Source organism: Mesorhizobium sp. LNJC394B00, from assembly GCF_000502555.1.
Classification (GTDB): Bacteria; Pseudomonadota; Alphaproteobacteria; order Rhizobiales; family Rhizobiaceae; genus Mesorhizobium.
In genome coordinates, this window is the sequence record NZ_AYWH01000002.1 from 886352 (window position 1) to 903750 (window position 17399).

At 63.7% G+C, this 17399-nt stretch carries 17 protein-coding genes and 1 pseudogene; 9 read left to right on the top strand and 9 right to left on the bottom strand.

Annotated features, from left to right (window positions below; genetic code table 11):
- Window positions 1-98 precede the first annotated feature (98 nt).
- Entirely contained in the window at window positions 99-392 is a 294-nt protein-coding gene (locus X751_RS154975; RefSeq protein ID WP_023672451.1) for an HlyU family transcriptional regulator, read from the top strand.
- A 1-nt stretch (window position 393) separates the two neighbouring features.
- On the opposite strand, the gene X751_RS1000000167860 is transcribed toward X751_RS154975, so the two are convergent.
- From X751_RS1000000167860 to X751_RS154965, 4 genes and pseudogenes are all read right to left on the bottom strand, one after another.
- Window positions 394-558, bottom strand: coding sequence for a hypothetical protein (locus X751_RS1000000167860; protein WP_245265770.1), 165 nt, complete (start codon window positions 556-558; stop codon window positions 394-396).
- A 37-nt stretch (window positions 559-595) separates the two neighbouring features.
- A pseudogene (locus X751_RS01000000163635) lies at window positions 596-3046 on the bottom strand (polynucleotide kinase-phosphatase); the annotation flags it as partial.
- Entirely contained in the window at window positions 3043-4476 is a 1434-nt protein-coding gene (locus X751_RS154970) for a 3' terminal RNA ribose 2'-O-methyltransferase Hen1 (protein WP_245265744.1), read from the bottom strand. The pseudogene X751_RS01000000163635 and the gene X751_RS154970, both read right to left, overlap by 4 nt.
- A 109-nt stretch (window positions 4477-4585) precedes the next feature.
- Complete coding sequence (locus X751_RS154965; RefSeq protein WP_023672454.1) at window positions 4586-5221, bottom strand: FMN-dependent NADH-azoreductase; 636 nt, start codon at window positions 5219-5221, stop codon at window positions 4586-4588.
- 109 nt (window positions 5222-5330) lie between these two features.
- Between X751_RS154965 and X751_RS154960 the strand changes: the two genes are divergently transcribed.
- Window positions 5331-6287, top strand: a complete 957-nt coding sequence (locus tag X751_RS154960; protein ID WP_023744351.1) for a LysR family transcriptional regulator — start codon at window positions 5331-5333, stop codon at window positions 6285-6287.
- Here the strand turns inward: X751_RS154960 and X751_RS154955 are convergent.
- Entirely contained in the window at window positions 6220-6846 is a 627-nt protein-coding gene (locus X751_RS154955) for a TetR/AcrR family transcriptional regulator (RefSeq protein ID WP_023691512.1), read from the bottom strand. The genes X751_RS154960 and X751_RS154955 overlap by 68 nt on opposite strands.
- Before the next feature lie 66 nt (window positions 6847-6912).
- Between X751_RS154955 and X751_RS154950 the strand changes: the two genes are divergently transcribed.
- Window positions 6913-7338, top strand: a complete 426-nt coding sequence (locus X751_RS154950; protein ID WP_023744352.1) for a VOC family protein — start codon at window positions 6913-6915, stop codon at window positions 7336-7338.
- A 94-nt stretch (window positions 7339-7432) separates the two neighbouring features.
- Window positions 7433-8344, top strand: a complete 912-nt coding sequence (locus X751_RS154945) for an arginase family protein (protein WP_023744353.1) — start codon at window positions 7433-7435, stop codon at window positions 8342-8344.
- 4 nt (window positions 8345-8348) lie between these two features.
- Here the strand turns inward: X751_RS154945 and X751_RS154940 are convergent, their stop codons facing one another.
- Window positions 8349-9299, bottom strand: coding sequence for a trypsin-like peptidase domain-containing protein (locus X751_RS154940; protein ID WP_023744354.1), 951 nt, complete (start codon window positions 9297-9299; stop codon window positions 8349-8351).
- Window positions 9300-9468: 169 nt separating this feature from the next.
- On the opposite strand from X751_RS154940, the gene X751_RS154935 reads away from it, so the two are divergent.
- The 3 genes from X751_RS154935 to X751_RS154930 all read left to right on the top strand — a co-directional run bounded on the left by X751_RS154935 (window position 9469) and on the right by X751_RS154930 (window position 12043).
- The gene (locus tag X751_RS154935) at window positions 9469-10341 is read left to right on the top strand and encodes a S1C family serine protease (protein ID WP_023744355.1); all 873 of its coding nucleotides are present in this window, start codon (window positions 9469-9471) and stop codon (window positions 10339-10341) included.
- A gap of 8 nt (window positions 10342-10349) precedes the next feature.
- Window positions 10350-11057 (top strand): helix-turn-helix transcriptional regulator, encoded by a 708-nt coding sequence (locus X751_RS1000000166845; RefSeq protein ID WP_156936368.1) that lies wholly within the window; start codon window positions 10350-10352, stop codon window positions 11055-11057.
- 119 nt (window positions 11058-11176) lie between these two features.
- The gene (locus X751_RS154930) at window positions 11177-12043 is read left to right on the top strand and encodes an NAD(P)-dependent oxidoreductase (RefSeq protein ID WP_023744356.1); all 867 of its coding nucleotides are present in this window, start codon (window positions 11177-11179) and stop codon (window positions 12041-12043) included.
- A 129-nt stretch (window positions 12044-12172) separates the two neighbouring features.
- Here the strand turns inward: X751_RS154930 and X751_RS154925 are convergent, their stop codons facing one another.
- Together X751_RS154925 and X751_RS154920 are read right to left on the bottom strand one after the other, a co-directional pair.
- The gene (locus tag X751_RS154925; protein WP_023672463.1) at window positions 12173-12688 is read right to left on the bottom strand and encodes a TIGR00645 family protein; all 516 of its coding nucleotides are present in this window, start codon (window positions 12686-12688) and stop codon (window positions 12173-12175) included.
- Window positions 12689-13014: 326 nt separating this feature from the next.
- A complete protein-coding gene (locus X751_RS154920) occupies window positions 13015-15210 on the bottom strand; it encodes an OmpA family protein (RefSeq protein ID WP_023744357.1) in 2196 nt (731 codons plus the stop codon).
- Window positions 15211-15412: 202 nt separating this feature from the next.
- On the opposite strand from X751_RS154920, the gene X751_RS154915 reads away from it, so the two are divergent.
- Window positions 15413-15859: a YcgN family cysteine cluster protein gene (locus X751_RS154915; RefSeq protein WP_023744358.1), complete on the top strand. Its 447-nt coding sequence runs from the start codon at window positions 15413-15415 to the stop codon at window positions 15857-15859.
- Between the two features lie 220 nt (window positions 15860-16079).
- Window positions 16080-16424, top strand: a complete 345-nt coding sequence (locus tag X751_RS01000000163640) for a hypothetical protein (RefSeq protein ID WP_023672466.1) — start codon at window positions 16080-16082, stop codon at window positions 16422-16424.
- 258 nt (window positions 16425-16682) lie between these two features.
- Here the strand turns inward: X751_RS01000000163640 and X751_RS154910 are convergent, their stop codons facing one another.
- A complete protein-coding gene (locus X751_RS154910; RefSeq protein WP_023672467.1) occupies window positions 16683-17393 on the bottom strand; it encodes an SIMPL domain-containing protein in 711 nt (236 codons plus the stop codon).
- Window positions 17394-17399: the final 6 nt, after the last annotated feature.

The following is a 17399-nucleotide window of genomic DNA, read 5'->3' on the forward strand; positions in this document are numbered from 1 at the left end:
CTGGCGAGAACGCTTGCCCGTTCGACTGAGGAACGGTACTGAAAATCATCCTGCACCGCGAGACGTGGTGCAGGATGATTGCCGTTGGAGGAAGCCCCATGTCTTTTCTGAAGCGTCTTTTCGGTGGTGGCGGTGAGGGGGGCGAGCCCAAGAGTGCAGCACCGGCAAAGCAGGTTGAGCACAAGGGATTTTTGATCAGCGCCACGCCCTACAAGGCGGAGGGGGGCCAATACCAGACCTGCGGCGTGGTTTCGAAGGAAGTCGACGGCGTGATGAAGGAACACAAATTCATCCGCGCCGATCGCTTTGCCGGACTGGACGACGCCGTCGACATCTCGATCAAGAAGGGCATGCAGTTGGTCGACGAGCAAGGCGAGAGGATGTTCGGGTAGCCTACAGCCTCGGATCGATTGGCTCGCTCTCCAGCGCCAGGACGCCGAAAACACACTCGTGAACACGTCGCAGCGGTTCCTTGGCGACAAACCGCTTCAGTGCCTCGTGACCGAGCGCGAACTCTCTGAGCGCCAGGCTGCGCTTGCCNCGGTTCCTTGGCGACAAACCGCTTCAGTGCCTCGTGACCGAGCGCGAACTCTCTGAGCGCCAGGCTGCGCTTGCCACCCAAGCCTCGTTCGCGCAGGCGCACGAGATTGTCCGGCGCATCGTATTCGGGGCCATATATAATGCGAAGATACTCCTGGCCGCGCACTTTCAGCGCCGGTTGCATGAGCCCCTTCTTGTTTCGGCTGACGACGTCGTGCGGCTTCACTACCATCCCTTCGCCGCCTGAGTCGGTCAGCGTCTCCCACCAGGCGACGGCCTCCGCACAAGAACCGGCATCGGCCAGGTCAACCATCCGCCATTGCGTTCGCGTTACCACGCCGCCCCCGGCAGCCAGACGGTCCGCAAGCGTCATGTGCCAAACGTGGTTCTGGTCGTACCAGACGCATCCCTCACTTGCCAGCAGGTGGAACGGCGCGACCTTCAGGTCGTCGACGCCCGAGACCGGCCACACGTAAGGCGCCCAGGCAGTGGCGTATCTGGCGGCACGCGCGGCGCGGTCCTCAATGCGAGCCTTGAGCGCGGCCGTATCCACGCCGCGTGCCATCGCACGGGCCAGCGCTTCGCGGCTGGCCTGGAGCCCAGCGGCCGCAGACGTTGCCACTGGGGCGTACTGGCTTTCAATCAGGCTGCTTGCCTTGGCCGACCATGGCATGATCTCGGTGTCCAGCAGCAACCAGTCGCTGTTCAATTCCTGCCATAGATCCGCAGCGTCGACGCTGGCGCGCAGGCGATTGAGCAGGCGCTCCGTCATGCCGCTGTCGCTGAAAAAGGAGCGTCCGGTCCGGGTCCAGATCGCGCCTGTCTCGTCGCCAGATACCCCGAACCGGTCGCGCGCCGTCTGCGCGTTTCGGCACAGAGCGATGACTGCCCGCGAACCCATGTGCTTCTCTTCGCACAGGATTTGGGTGACGCCACGCTCGCGGAAATGACTGAAAGCTTCCTCGGGGCGTTCCAGCCAGCCGGCTTGGCTGCTGGTCTCGGATGGCGACATTGTCGGCGGCAGATATACCAGCCACTGCGGCGACAGCGCGAAGCGGCTCATCACCTCAAGTGCCGCCGACGCGTTCTCCTCGGCCACGACAACCCTGCCTTTCAGTTCGGTCTCGATCCAGCGTCGCCCAGAGACATCCTGATAGTCGAGCACGCCGTCGGCATCGGCCTGTGCCGATTTGCCAAGGCCCGGTCCACCGAGGGGACGCACGGGTTCGGACCAGGTCTCGACTGCCGGCACGTCGACCAGTTCGCGTTCCGGCCAGCGCAAGGCAGTCAGCTTGCCGCCGAACACGCAGCCGGTGTCGATGCAAAGCGTGTTGTTGACCCACTCCGCCGACAGCACCGGCGTGTGCCCGTATACTACGCTGGTTTTGCCCCGATAGGCGGCTGCCCAGTCGGCACGGACGGGCAGGCCAAATTCGTCGATTTCGCCCGTGGTTTCGCCATAGAGGGCGAACTCGCGCACCGCGCCGGAACCGCGCCCGATCATCTCTTCCTTGAGTCCGGCATGTGCCACGGCGAGGCGTCCGCCGTCCAGCCAGACGTGGCTGCGCAGGCTGTCGAGGAAGGCCGGCAAAGCCTCTCGCAGGCCGCGATCCTGAGCGTCCAACTGGTCGATGGTTTGCTGCAGGCCGTGGGCGATCGTGACCTTGCGGCCTTCCAGCCAGCGGCTGAGTTTGCGTTCGTGATTGCCCTGGACACAGTAGGCGGTTCCCGCCGCGACCATGCTCATGGCGATGCGCAAGACGTCGGGCACGTTGGGACCACGATCGACGAGGTCGCCGACAAAGACGATCTTGCGGCCTTCTGGCGGCGTTACAGTGACGGTCCGATCACCATGGCCGTCGGACCAGGCGATGCTGTAACCGAGCTGACAGAACAAGGTCTGAAGTTCGTCGGCGCAACCATGGACATCACCTATGACGTCGAAAGGACCGCAATCGTCGCGCTTGTCGGTCCATAATGGCTGACGCGAGACCTTGGCCGCGTCGATACTGGCCTCGCCGGTGAGCTTCCAGACCTGACGGAAACCTTCGCGTTGCAGGCCGCCGAGGCCCTTGCGAATTTCGTTCGTCATGCGCTGGGCAACGCCGGCGCCGAAGGGACGATCGGCTCGTAGCGCGTTGCGGGCGACGCAAACATCAACACCCGGATCGATGACCACGGCGACCGGCAAAGCGTGCCATTTGCGCGCCAGCTCGACCCACGCCTTGCGATCAGCGGGTCGCACATTGGTCGCGTCGATGACGGCCAGCTTTCGATGCTTGAGCCGTTTGCCGGCGATTTCGCGCACCAAATCAAAAGCGTCGGCCGAGACATCCTGATCAGTCTCGTTGTCGCTGACGAGCGCGCGGCAGCGATCCGACGAGATGATTTCGGTCGGCAGGAAGTGCCTGGCGGCGAAGGTCGACTTGCCCGATCCCGTCGAGCCGATCAGCACGACGAGGGCGAAGTCAGGGATGGTGAGGTCGGTCTTGTCTGGCTCTCTCATCGGGTGAACACCGCCATCTGCGTCGGCGCGCCGAGCACGGGGTCCACGGCTCCGATGCCACTTAAGGCGGCGCTATAGCCATAGATCTCGCCGATCCTGACCGCCCAGGCTTCAAACCGAACCCGGCCCCATTCGAAACGGTGATCCGGATGGCGAAAAGCGCCAGCGGCCAGACTGGGGAACAAGGGGTTGTAGTCAGCGTTCGGCGTAGTCACGATCACGAATTTTGGCGCTGTCTCGCCGAAGATAATACGCTCGATCATTGGCAGCCGGTCTTCGTCGAGATGTTCGATGACCTCGACCAGCACAGCGACGTCGGCTTCCGCCCATCGGCTGTCGCGATATGTCAGCGATCCGTGCAGCAACGTGACCCGGTCTTCAGGCGGCCCCCCGAACTCGTTCAGTTTGAGACGCTTGGCGGCCCATTCCAGTTCACGAATAGCGGGGTCGAGCCCGAACAGCTTGTGGACCCATTTTTCGCGCACGAGCCGATAGAGCAGCTTGCCTTCGCCACACCCCAAATCTGCAACACTGGCCCCTCCGGTCGCCCGAATGGCTTGCACCACGGCGTCCATGCGCAGGTCGTTCAGCCGGATGGGCGCCTCCAGCGCTTGCTCAGGTGCAGCCCGGGCTTCGGGGGGTAGGACCTCATTGGCCGTCTCCGGAGCCAGCCGCTCCAGGGCGATGCGGGCCAACGCACCTCGGTTGCGCAGATAACGGCGCACGATCAGGTCTTTGGCTGGGTGGTTTTCCAGCCAGCCCTCGCCCTTGGACAGCAGCTTGTCAATCTCGGCCTCGCCAACCCAGTAGTGCTTGGTGTCGTCCATCACCGGGATCAGGACATAAAGGTGGTTGAGCAGGCTGCTTAGGCGGCCGGTGCCAGTCAGCCTCAGATGACCGTATCGTGGTCCACCCGCGCCAGATCCGACAGTTTCGACCGGCGCCAGGTTGACGGTCCATCCCAGCGGTTCGAATAGATCTCGAACCAGGGCCTCGCCGCCAGGCATCGGCAGCGGGGTCACCACAGCTTCGAGCGGGAGGTCGCTATCGGCCAGTTGCTGGCGCTCTTTCGAGATGCCGGTCATCGCTGTCCGCAGTACCTTGTTCAAAGCCACAGACAGAAAAGACGATGCCGTATAAGGTCGGTCGTTTACATATTGATCCAGCAAGCCCTCTGCTTGGCCTTTGCCCCGAACGAGCCCTATCGGATCGACATCGAGCAGAAGCACAGCCTCACAACGCTCATCGGTCGCCTCCGGATAGAACAGCCAGGCCTTGCCGAAGGATAGGTCAGTCTCGTGCAGACGTTCGGGATGCTTGTGCAGCAAGAAGCCGAGATCTGTGGCTGGATGATGGGTTGTCGCGACGGAAAGGAACATCAGCGACCGATAACGCAGACAGGCCGAATAACCAATGGCGTTGCGCGGCAATCTAGTAACGCGATAGATCCGTTTTCGACACGCAACCTATCGCGCCGCCTGACAAGGAAAAAGGCAGGCGCCGAAGCGCCTGCCTTTCAATGCGAATGACGGGGTGTGCTTACGCGGCGATTTGCGCGCTCGCGGTCTTGGCCACCACGGCGTCGACCTTGGCCGTCGCATTGGCGAGCGCGGCGGTGACGGCATCAGGGCCCATGCCGACGCCTTCGATGCGGATGACGTCGACATCGGTCATGCCGAGAAAGCCGAGCACGCCGCGCAGATAGGGGATGGCGTGATCGAACTGCACGGCCGCACCTTCGGAATAGATGCCGCCCGAGGCGAGTACGATATAGACCTTCTTGCCGGTGACGAGGCCCTTGGGACCACCCTCGCCATAAGAGAAGCTCTTGCCGGAGCGGGAGATGTGATCGACCCAGGACTTCAGGGTCGAGGAGATGTTGAAGTTGATGAAGCCGGTGGCCAGGATCACGGTGTCGGCTGCGAACAGTTCGTCAAGCACGATGTCGGAGACGCCGACGACTTCGGCCTGGCGCGGCGTGCGGGCTTCAACGGGGGTGTAGATGCCGGTCGCATAATCGGTGTCGATATGCGGCAGCGGGTTGGCCACGAGGTCGCGTACGACGAGCGTATTCGACGGGTCGGCGGCGACGAGCTTTTCAGCGAATTCGGTAGCGATACGGGTCGAGTGCGAGGCAGCGCCGCGCGGGCTCGAGGTTACAAGCAGGATAGACATAGCGGTTCTCTCCAGTGGGAATTGATTTCTCCCGCCTGATATGGGCCTACCGACCCATCCAAAAAACTGGTATATTATCTATATGATCCATCCATAAAGTAGGTATGCCGTGCAGCCCAATCCGACGCTCGACCAATTGCAGATCCTGGTTGCGGTCGCCGACACCGGCAGCTTCTCAGCCGCCGGCCGCAAGCTTAACCGCGCGCAGTCCGTCATCAGCTACGGCATCGCCAATCTTGAAGCGCAGCTTGGCCTGAAACTGTTCGAGCGCGAGGGCACGCGCGAGCCGCAGTTGACCGAAATCGGCCGGGCGATGCTGGAGGACGCCCGGCGAATGGTCGGCGTGCTGCAGCGCATCCGTTCGCGTGCCGACGGTCACCATCAGGGGCTGGAGGCTGAAGTTTCGCTATCGGTTGACGCGGCGCTGCCCTCGCCGGTGCTGGTGCGGGTGCTGAAGGCGTTCGAGGCGCAGTTCCCGACCGTGATGATGCGACTGCATATCGGCACGCTCGGTCTGATCCCCGACCATGTCGTCAGCGGACAGTCGGATCTTGGCATCGGTGGCCTGCTGGGCGAGGTCGACGTGCATCTCGTGCGCATCGGCTTCATGTCGATCGTGCTGGCTGCCGCCCCCACCCATCCTCTGGCACTGCTGCCGAAACCGGTGGCGCTCGAGGATGCGCGCGAGCACACCCAGCTGGTTGTCACCGACCAGTCGGAACGCACCAAGGGACGAGACTTCGGCGTCTTTGCCTATCGTACATGGCGGCTGACAGACGTGCGTATCAAGCATACGTTGATGCGCGAGGGGCTGGGCTGGGGCGGGTTGCCGCGCTGGCTGATCGCGGACGATTTGGCCAGCGGCAGGCTGGTCGAACTCGACCTTGAACCCTTTAGCGAGGTGCGCTCATCGCTCTATGCCATGCACCGCGCCGACCGCAGCCCGAAACCGGCGGCGGCCTGGCTGATCGACCAGTTCAAACGCCAGCTCGGCTGCTTCAACGAGTTCGAACCGGACGACCTGCCTGAGGGCGAGCCGGAGACAGCCCATCGATCAGAGCCATGAGCACGGCGCGATAGTCTTCGGCCGAGGCGCCGGCCTCGACGGCAAGTGCTGCGCGGTCGAAGGCAGCGGCGAGCAAAGCGGTCAGCGCATCGGCAGGCAGTCTGGTCATCGACTGTTCGCGCATCGCCGCAACCAGGCCTTCGCGCAGCGACCGGTTGCCGTGGCGATTGTCGATCGCATCCATGGCGGCGCGGCCAAGCACGGCCGGCCCGTCGAGCAGCAAAAGCCGCGTGCGGCCGGGCGCGCGCATGGCGGCGAGATAGGCGTCCGAGCCGGCAATCAGCGCATTGCGGGCAAACAAAGAAGGCGGCGAGGCGCGCTCGATCTCTTGCGCCACCGCCGCCGCCTCCTGCTCGACCACGGCGGCAAACAGCGCCTGCTTGTCGGCAAAGTGGTGATAGAGCGCGCCGCGGGTGACGCCGGCGGCCGCAACGATCTCCGGCGTGCCGGTCTCGGCATAGGACTTTTCGATGAACAGTTTGCGCGCCGCAGCGATCAGGTCGGCGCGCGTCGCTTCGGTGCGGTCGCGGTTGGAGCGGCGCGGGGTTTCTCGTTGCATACATGCAGCCTGTATGTTATTTCGAATTACATGCAAACTGTATGTTGGCTGACGGGAGAAAGAAAGATGAAGACGACGAGCTATTATCCGGTGCTGATGACGGGCGACGTAGCCGGCACAAAAGCCTTCTATATCAATCACTTCCGCTTCAAGCCGCTGTTTGCGAGCGACTGGTATGTGCATCTGCAGTCTGCCGAGGATCGCCGGGTCAATCTCGGTATCGCCCAGGGCGACCACGAGACGATCCCCGAGGGGGGGCGCGGCCGCACATCGGGGCTGCTGATCAATTTCGAGGTGAGGGATCCTGATGCTGTCTATGAACGGATCGTTGCGGCCGGCCTGCCGATCCTGTGCCCGCTGCGCGACGAACCCTTCGGCCAGCGCCATTTCATCACCAGGGATCCCAATGGCGTGCTGATCGACGTCATCAAGCCGATCCCGCTCAGCCCGGAATTTCAGGCGCAATTCGCGGCGGGCGCGGCGGGCGCCTGAACGATGGCAGCAAATGTCGGCAGCGGCTCCGGCCGCTGTGGCCGGACCCGCACCATGCGGTCTATGTTGGTGATGTTGAAGCTGGGCCTGCCGCATGCGTGACATCTGCCTTGTTCGTGCGCCATCCAATCTCGGCCTTCGGCCCTTGGAGCCGGGCCATGTGCCCGGCACCTGGCGTGCGCCGCAGGCGCTGAGCGAAGCTGGTTTGATCGAGTCGCTGGCGCCGGGGCGGGTGGTCGATCTCGACAGACCCGCCTACAGTACCGAACCGCAACCGGGCACTAGGCTGCGTAATGGTCCGGCGATCCGCCGCTTCAACCTCGATCTTGCCGAGATCGTCACCCGTGCGCTTGGGCAAGGCGAGTTCCCGCTGATCATCGGCGGCGACTGCTCGATCCTGCTTGGCGCACTGGTCGCCGCGCGGCGCTCGGGCGCAGTCGCCCTGATCCATTTCGATGGCCACAGCGATTTCCGCCATCCCGGCAACTACGATGTCAATGCCTCACTCGGCTCGGTTGCCGGCATGGATCTGGCACTTGCCACCGGACGCGGCGAGGCTTTGCTGGCGCAATGGCCAGGTGTTGTCGGTCCGCTCGTCGCCGACGATGCGGTGGTTCAGATCGGCGAACGCGAGAGCCGCGATGCCGATTTTGCCTGGCCCGACATCAATGCGACCGCCGTGACGCGCATCGACGTCTTTGCCGCGCAGGAACTCGGCGCGGCTGGAGTGTTGCAAAAGACAAGAGCGACGCTGGCGCGCGCCGGCTGTCCCTACTGGCTGCATCTCGATGTCGATGTGCTCGACCAGACGGTGATGCCGGCGGTGGATTCGCCCGGCAGCCCCGGCATCGACCCCGATGAACTCGTTGCCATTCTGTCGGCGCTGGCAGCGGACCAGCGCTGCACCGGCTTGGACATGACGATCTACGATCCCGACCTCGACCCGACCGGTGACCTTGCGCGACTGCTGGTGTCGCTGCTCGGGCGGGTGCTCAAGCCTCGATAAAGGCTCAGCTCGCCCTTGCTACCGGCGTCACCGTCACCTGGCTGACGCCGGTGCGGCGCACCACTGTGCATAGCGTCTCGCGGCCGATGCGTTCGGCGTCGAGCATGCGCACGAGGTCGTCGACGCCGGTGACCGGGCGACCGTCTATCGCCGCGATGATGTCGCCTTCCCTGAGGCCGGCCTTCGCCGCGGGTCCGTCTTTCTCGACGCTGCGCAGCCGCACCGCAGTACTGGTGGTCACCTGCGACAGGAGCGCTGCGCGGCGCGGCAAACTGGTGGTGTCGGCCGAGATGCCGATGAAGGCGCGCCGCACGCGGCCGAAGCGGATGATCTCCGAAATGACGAAGTTGGCGGTGTTGGAAGCGACCGCGAAGGCGATGCCTTGCGCGCCGTGGATCATGGCGGTGTTGACGCCGATGACTTCGCCTGCCGACGACACCAGCGGTCCGCCGGAATTGCCGGGATTGAGCGCGGCATCGGTCTGGACGACATCGTCGATCAGCCGCCCGGTCGAGGCGCGCATCGAACGGCCAAGTGCGGAGACCACACCTGACGTTACGGTCCATTCGAAGCCGAGCGGATTGCCGATGGCAATGGCGATCTGGCCGCGCCGCAGCCGCTTGGAATCGCCGAGCGGCGCGACTTCGGTGAAGCTGCCATCGGCGCGCACCAGCGCGATGTCGGTGTCGGGGTCGCGGCCTAGCACACGGCCTTCGCTGGAGGCGCCGTCGGGCATAGAGACGCGCACCGTTTTGGCATCGCCAACGACATGGAAATTGGTGACGACCAGCCCGTCCGGGGTGATGACGAAGCCGGAGCCATGGCCACCTTGGCCACCGACGCGCTCGATGCGGCAGACGGCTGGGCCGATGCGGTCGACGGCGTCGGCGACTGTCGTCGAATAGGCGTCGAGCAGTGTGTCGTCGGTTTCGAACTCGTGGGCGGCGAGGGCCATTGGCGGGGCTCCGTGTTTTCAGGCGCGATGATGACTATATGTGCGGAGCGGCTCGAACTGCCGCGACCTGACCAGATGGCCAGTCAAACCAGTAACTAGCCGTCAGACGAGTACCTCCGGGCGCACTGCCGAGCGATATCTGGGGCATGAGAAAACCCAGGAGATCATCATGAGTGACTTCAACCTTAATGCATTTTCCGAGGCCATCGCCGATCTCGCCGCCAAGGCTGCGCCGGCAACGGCAAGTTTCACCACCCATCACCATCGCACCGCCAGCGCCTTCCACTGGCGTGACGGCTATTTCGTCACCGCCGAGGAAGCTGTCGAGGCCGGTGAGGAGATCGAATTGACATTGGCTTCGGGCGAAGCGGTGAAGGCCGAACTGGTCGGTCGCGATCCGTCGACCGGCGTAGCGCTTCTGAAGCCGGCCGGCGCTGCCGCAGCGCCTGCGCTGGCCAAGGCTGACGCGGTACGGCCCGGCAATCTTGCCATCGCCATCGGCAGTAGTCAGGGTTCGGCGCTGGCCGTATCGGGTTCGGTCGGCGAGGTCGGCCCCGCCTGGCGCTCGATGCGCGGCGGCAGCATCGATCGGCGCATCAATCTCGCCGTCAATGCCGGCGGCCGTTTCGAGGGCGGGCCGGTGCTTGACGCCAAGGGCGCGCTGATCGGCATGCTGCTGTTTGGGCCACGTGGTCGTGCGCTGGTCATGCCTTATGAGACGATCGAGCGGGCCGTGGCGACGCTGCGTGAAAAGGGCCATGTCGCGCGCGGCTATCTCGGCGCCGGCCTGCACCCGATCCGTGACGGCGCGGCGCGCGGCGCCATGGTCATGAGCCTCGACGACAATGGTCCGGCCAAGGCCGCCGGCCTTGCGCTGGGCGACATCATCGTGGCGTGGAATGGCGAGGCCGTGCACGGCCCGCGCGAACTGATCCGAAAGCTTGGGCCGGATAGCGCGGGCGCCGCGGTGACGCTCGGCGTGGTGCGCGGCGGCGAGCAGCGCGATGTCGCGCTGACCGTCGGTGAAAAGCCGCTGAGCTGAGAGGGGCGATGGAAAGCGACACGCTGACAAGGCCGGAGGCGAGTGGATCGGAGGCGGGTGGGCCGGAGGTGGCGGGCGGCGGACGCCAGCTCGTGGTGCTGATCGCGCTGCACGATGCCGCGCGTGCCGAGCGCCTGTCGGCTTCGCTTGCCATGGCGGACGATCTGCTTCCGGTCGTGGCCGGCAGCGGGATTGCCGACGTCGCTGTCGTCGATGACGCTGTTGCGAACAGTGCGGCCTGGCTCGATCGGGCCGATGGTGGCAACAGCGCAATCCCACGGGTGCTGCTATCCGCGAGCGGTGGCCGGCCGGAAAACCGGGTGCTTGCCGTGCTGCCTTTGGCGTCGGATGCGAATCTGATCGCGGCTGCCGTCAGACTGGCGGCGGCCGGCTACCGGGTGTCCAGGGATGGGCGTTCGACGCCCGCTCGCCACGACGATTTCGATGGCGCCGCCAACGGCGGAAGCCATAGCGGGCTGTTCGGCGAGGAGCCGTTGGACGATGGCGCTACCGCCCGTCCGGCGCTGTCGCCGCGCGAGGCCGAAGTGCTGGCGCTGCTGGCCGAAGGCGCGCCCAACAAGGTGATCGCGCGGCGGCTGAACATCTCCGTGCACACGGCAAAGTTCCACGTCGCCGCGATCCTGATCAAGCTGGGTGCTGCGAACCGCACGGATGCCATCGCGATCGCGATGCGGCAGGGCCTGGTGCTGGTCTAACCCCCTTATCCATTTGAGCCTACGTTGCGTAACCCGTTGCAGGCTGCCGAGGCCTTGCGCAGTGCATTGCCGCCGCGCAATGGTTCGCGTCAGTGATGTAGCAAGGGAGGTGCCAAGACATGTCGCTCAAGGGAAAGACGCTGTTCATCTCCGGCGGGTCGCGCGGCATCGGTCTTTCGATCGCGCTGCGAGCTGCGCGCGACGGCGCCAATGTGACGATCGCGGCCAAGACCGCCGAGCCGCATCCGAAGCTGCCGGGCACGATCTACTCGGCAGCTGAGGAGATCGAGCAGGCCGGCGGCAAGGCGCTGCCTGTTTTGTGCGACATCCGCGAGGAGGCGCAGGTGGCTGAGGCGGTTGCCAAGACCGTCGAAAAGTTCGGCGGCATCGATATCTGCGTCAACAATGCCAGCGCCATCCAGCTCACCGGCACGCTGGAGACCGACATGAAGCGCTACGATCTGATGCACCAGATCAACACGCGCGGCACTTTCCTGGTGTCGAAAATGTGCGTTCCCCACCTGAAGTTGGCTGAGAATCCTCACATTCTGAATCTGGCACCGCCGCTCGATATGAAGGCCAAATGGTTCAAGAACCATGTCGCCTACACCATGGCCAAGTTCGGCATGTCGATGTGCACGCTGGGGATGAGCGCCGAGTTTGCCAAGGACGGCATCGCGGTCAATTCGCTGTGGCCGATCTCGACCATCGACACGGCGGCGGTGCGCAATCTGCTCGGTGGCGCGACGGTCGCGGCGATGAGCCGCTTGCCCGACATCATGGCCGATGCCGCACACGCCATCTTCCTGCGGCCATCGCGCGAGACATCAGGCAATTTCTACATTGATGAAGAGGTGCTGCGGGCCGAGGGCGTGACCGATTTCGCGGTCTATGCGCCGGGCGCGACCGGGCCGCTGGCCGGCGACTTTTTCGTGCCGGACGCGGTATTTGCCAATTCGCCGACGAACGTCAAAAGCATCTACTGACGGAAATCACGGGCCGCCGGCGCTGCCCCCCATCCGCCTACCGGCGTTGTTCGAAAAACCAAGCAATTGGCTTTTCGCCCGCTGTGCGGACCAGCCTCACCTCCCTATGAACGGGGAGAAAGGGGCTCATCACTCCTCGCCCTTCTTGCCTTTGCTCAGTCCCATCAGCCGGTCGATATAGGCCAGCATCAGCGCCGAGACGACGAAGGCGAGGTGGATGATGGTCAGCCACATCAGCTGGTCGATCGTATAGGAAGAGGAATTCAGGAACACCTGCAGCAGGTGGATCGAGGAAATAGCGACGATGGTCGAGGCGACCTTGACCTTCAGCGAGCCGACATCGATGGTACCCAGCCAGTGTACGCCGCCATCCTGGTCGTCGAAACGGCTGACGAAATTCTCGTAGCCGGAGATGATCACCATCACCACCAGCGAGGCGACAAGTGCGGCGTCGATGAGGCCGAGCATTTTCAGGATGGTGTCGGTGTCGTCGAGTGTGAAGGCCACCATGACGAACTCGTAGAGTTTCTTGCCGAAGGACAGCGCATAGACGGCGAGCGCCAGGGCCAGCCCGATGTAGAAAACCACCAGCAGCCAGCGTGAGGCGAGGATGATCGATTCGATGGCGAGTTCGAGACGTTTCATGCAGCGGTTCCGGTCAGCTTTCTGAGGTCGACTGGGGTATTTCGATCAGCTTGCCGCAGTTTGCAAGGCAAATTGCGACGCAAAAAAACCCCGCCGGGAGGGCCGGCGGGGTTCAATGCATCCCGCTGGAGTCGGGACGGGGCAGGGAACGCCCAGGCTTGAATCTGGGGAGGGCGGCCGCTCTATTCAATGAGCCGGTTCTAATACCAGTACAATTCTTGCTGAACCGGGATTGCTGTCCGCAGCTCGACCCATCCCGATCTGCCGGGATGGGTCCTTGTTGTCGATCTGATTCCAGAAAGCTGCTCAAGCCATTGGAAAGCAGATCAATTGTTACTCGCCACCGGTGCCACCAGCGAGGTGATGCGACGGATGCCGACACGGCGGTTCTCGCGGTTGGGCGCCGTGGTGTTGACCTTCAGGTATTCCTCGCCATAGCCCTGAGTGGTCAGGTTTTCCGGCGGGATCCCGAAGGCATTGGTCAGCGCTTCGGCGACAGACTCAGCGCGCCGGTCGGACAGAGCAAGGTTTGCTTCCGGCGTGCCAACCGCATCGGTGTGGCCTTCGATCAGGAAGGTTTCGGCCGGGTTCTTCTTCAACAGTTTCTCCATGGCCGTGGCGACGCCTTCCAGTTTCTGCACTTCGGTGTCGGATATCGAGGCCGAGCCGAACTCGAAGTTCAATGTATCGAGGTCGACGCGACGGGCAATGTCGCGCACGCGCGCCGAACGCTTCACTTCGTCGATGGAGTAGAGGCGCTGGACCTTCTCCACCGGCGGTTGTTCGAGGAACTCGTAATAATCGTCCGGGCTTTCGACATCTTCCGAATCGAGGATGTACTCGCGGCGCGGGATGGTGAGCCGCATCGGCGGCAGGTCGTCACCGGGATCGCGCCAGTCATTGTCGTCGTCATAGCTGCGCTCGTCGACATAGCTCAGCACATATTCGTGCCCATCCGGCGTGATGCGCGATCGCCTGATGACGTCGCCATTGCGGTTGCGGATGGTGACGATCTGGATGCCATTGTCGCGCTCGACGATTTCCCGAGAGCGATCGCCCGACAGTTCCTCATAGTAAACATTCCTGGCGCCGCGGTGCATGCGCGGAGCGTCATTGCTTTCCACGATCGTCTGGTTGTTGAACTGCAGGATGACGCGGTCGCCGAGTTCCTTGACGACGTCGACGCCTTTCGGACGCCGGCGGTCGCGGACGTTCTCATCGGGTGCACGCTCGACGCGTTTGCCTTTTTCCTCCGTCACCGGGGCGATCTTTTCTGGCTGAATTGCCTGCTGAGCTGACTTGTCGTCGGTGGGCGGCGGTCCCTGGTCGACCGGAGCCGGCTTCGGGGCTTGCGCCTCGGTGCCGCCCTGCGCGGGCTGCTCGCCCGTCTGGCCGCCAGCATTCTGGCCGTTCCCATTTTGGCCGTCGCCATTCTGGCTGTTGCCGCCCTGGTCCTTGCGGTGCTTGCGCCTGGCATCCTTCTGGCTGTCCAGGATGGGTGCTTCGTCGGGGTTGGCCGTGGCTTCGCCTTGCGCCGGCGTCTCACCTTGCGCGGGCTGCTCGGCATTGGCCGGTTGCTCCGCAGGCTGTGGTTCACCGGTCGCAGGCTGCTGTTCGCCCGTCACCGGCTGTTCGCCGACAGTTTTTTTGCCGTGCTTTTTCGCCTGATCCTTCGGCTGTTCACCTTCGGCGGGAGCCGCTTGCTGATCGGCCGGGGGCTGAATCGGCTCGGCCTGCGGCGCGGGCTCTCCGGCAGGCGCAACTTTGACGTCTGGCGCTTTGTCGGCGGGCGCGGCCTCGATCTGCTGATCCTGCTTGCGCTTTTTCTTGCCCGACTTGTTGTCGTTTGCCGGCGCCACCTGTTCGGTGGGCGCTGCCTGCTCGGCAGGCTGCTGGGCCGGCTGTTCAGCGGGCGCCGCTTCGATCTGCTGTTGGTCGCGCTTCTTCTTGCGTGGCTTTAGCGGCTGTTCTTCATTTGCCGGAGCTACCTGTTCGGCCGGTTGTTCAGCCGGTGCTGCCTCGATCTGCTGCTGGTCACGCTTCTTCTTGCGTGGCTTGAGCGGCTGCTCATCGGTCGCCGGCGCTGCCTGGGCGCCGCCCTCATCCGCAGGCGCCGCCTCGATCTGCTGCTGTTGATTGCGCTTCTTTTTGCGCGGCTGCTGTTCCTCGGCGGCAGGTGCGGCCTGTTCGGCCGGGGCCTGCTCGGTCTGCTGCTGATCCCGCTTCTTCCTGCGCGGCTGTTGTTCCTCGGCGGCAGGGGCGGGTTGCTCTGCAGCCGGTGCAGGCTGCTCGGCGGCCGGCGCTGCCTGTTCGGCCTGCTGGCGTTTCTTTTTGCGCGGCAGTTCCTGGTCGGTCTGCTGACCATCTGCAGCAGGGTCGTCCTGGACCAGGATCAGTGGCGCGGCCGTGTGCTGCAAGGGGCCGAAAACGGCGTTGCCCTGCAACGGGGATGCGCCCAACGGCGCGGATGCCATAAGCAGGCCAAGTGCCGTACCTGCCAGTACCCGTGGTTGGCGTTTCATCTTAAATTCTCCTTGTGGGGTCCCATCCCTGCCCAAACTGTCCTTGACCGGATTGGTTCCGGTTTGCAGGCATTACCCGCACCCAAGGACGATTGACCGGCGTTTTGAAGGCAACTTCATGTTTTTCCTATGGTGCGGCCGGAACTTGAAGTCACACAACAGCTTGACCTTGCCGCATGCGGAGGCCACATCTCGACCCATAATGGAAACGCCGTTCTGGAAGACCAAGACGCTGGAAGCGATGACGCCCACCGAGTGGGAATCGCTGTGCGACGGCTGCGGAAAATGCTGCCTGTCTAAACTCGAGGACGAGGATACCGGCGAGATCTACTGGACATCAGTCGGCTGCCGGCTGTTCGATGGGCAAAGCTGCCGCTGTTCGGACTATGCCAACCGGCTGGCGCGCGTGCCGGACTGTGTCGGGCTGACGCCGCAGAATGTGCGCACCATCACGTGGCTGCCGAAAACCTGTGCCTACCGGCTGGTTGCCGAGGGGCACGACCTCTATTGGTGGCACAGGCTGGTGTCGGGAAGTGCCGAGACCGTTCATGATGCCGGCATCTCCATGCGCGGCCGCGTCCGCGCCAGTGAGACCGATCTGGCCGAGCCGGACAATTATTTCGACTATATGCTCGACGACGAGCCCTGAGCATTCTGGAACGGACGTTGCCATAGGGCGTTCCGCGCCATTGGACGTTTTTGACGGTCAGGATCGTTTGCAGCGGTGGAAGGGGCGGTTGCTTTTGACCTGTCGGGCAGATTAACCGAAAATGAACGGCCGGTTCGCGAAGAGTTCAGATTGCAAGGAGCATTCTCCCCCCATCGGTTCGACCAAGACGGGCGCAAGCCCTCAACAAGGAGAGAAGACAATGTTCAACTCATTCAAGACGGCAGCCCTTTCGGGTCTCGTAGCTCTCGGCACCCTTGCCGCAGTGCCCGCCCAGGCGGACTCGATCTATCTCGGCTTCGGCAACAACCATGACCGCCGCGTCGGCGTCTACACCGGCGACGATGAGGACGGCTTTCGCCGTGACCGCAATTGGCGCCGCTGCTCGCCGGACCGCGCCCTCGACAAGGCCGAGCGCATGGGCCTGCACCGCGTCCGTATCGTCGATGTCAATCGCCGCGTGGTGAAGGTCGCCGGCCGCCAGTATGGCGATCGCGTAGTGGTCGTGTTCGCCAATGAGCGCGGCTGCCCGGTTATCTATCGCTAGAGAACCAGACTGATCTTCTGCGAAGATCAGTCTGAGATACGACCTTCTGCGAAGGTCGATCCGGAGGCATGTTCCTCTGCGAGGATCAGCCTGGAGTAGCGGCATGACCCTTCTAGGGTCAGCCAGGAGCCCCTTTCCCTCCGCGGAAAGGTGCGGCTCGAAAAAACCCCGGAGGCCAGTCCTCCGGGGCTTTTCATGTCGGAAATCTGCGGTTCCGGCCGACGGGTTCAGCAGAACCGCGCCCGGCCCGGCGGCCTGCTACTTAAGCTCGAATGTAACTGTTACCTGCACGGCGTAGGCATTCTCGCCGGCCTGCACGGGAACCGCGGCGCCTGCCGCATCGAAGGCCTTGGCATTGATCGGCATCGGCGCCGGCGCAACGTTCTGGTCGGTGATTTCCAGCACCCGGCCGATGCTGACGCCGGCGGCTTCGGCCAGCGTCTTGGCCTTGGCCATGGCATCGGCGACCGCCTTCTTGCGGGCTTCGGTGACGGCAGCTTTCGGGTCTTCGTTGGAGAACGAAATGCCTCCGCCCTGATTGACGCCGAGCGACACAGCCTTGTCGAGAATCTCACCTGTTTTGTCGATGTCGCGGATGCGCACCGAGAGTGTGTTGGTCACCTGGTAGGCGACAAGCTCGGCTTCCTGGCTGCCGTCCGGTTTGTTGGTGTAGTTGTAACGCGGGTTGATCTGGATGCCGGCGGTCTGCAGGTCGCGGTCCTTGATCCCTGCCGACTTCATTGCCGCGATCACGGCGGCCATGGCGTCGTTGTTGGCGTCGAGTGCCGCGCGTGCGGTCTTGGCCTCGCGCATGACGCTGAGCGTCAGCAGCGCCAGGTCAGGCGCCACGGTCGACTGGCCTTCACCCGACACGATGATGCGGGGCGGGGGCAGCGAATCGGCAGCGCTTGCCATCGCCGGAAAAGCGATCGCGGCGGCAAGTGCGAGCGGCAAAATATGTCTGGTCATGAAAAT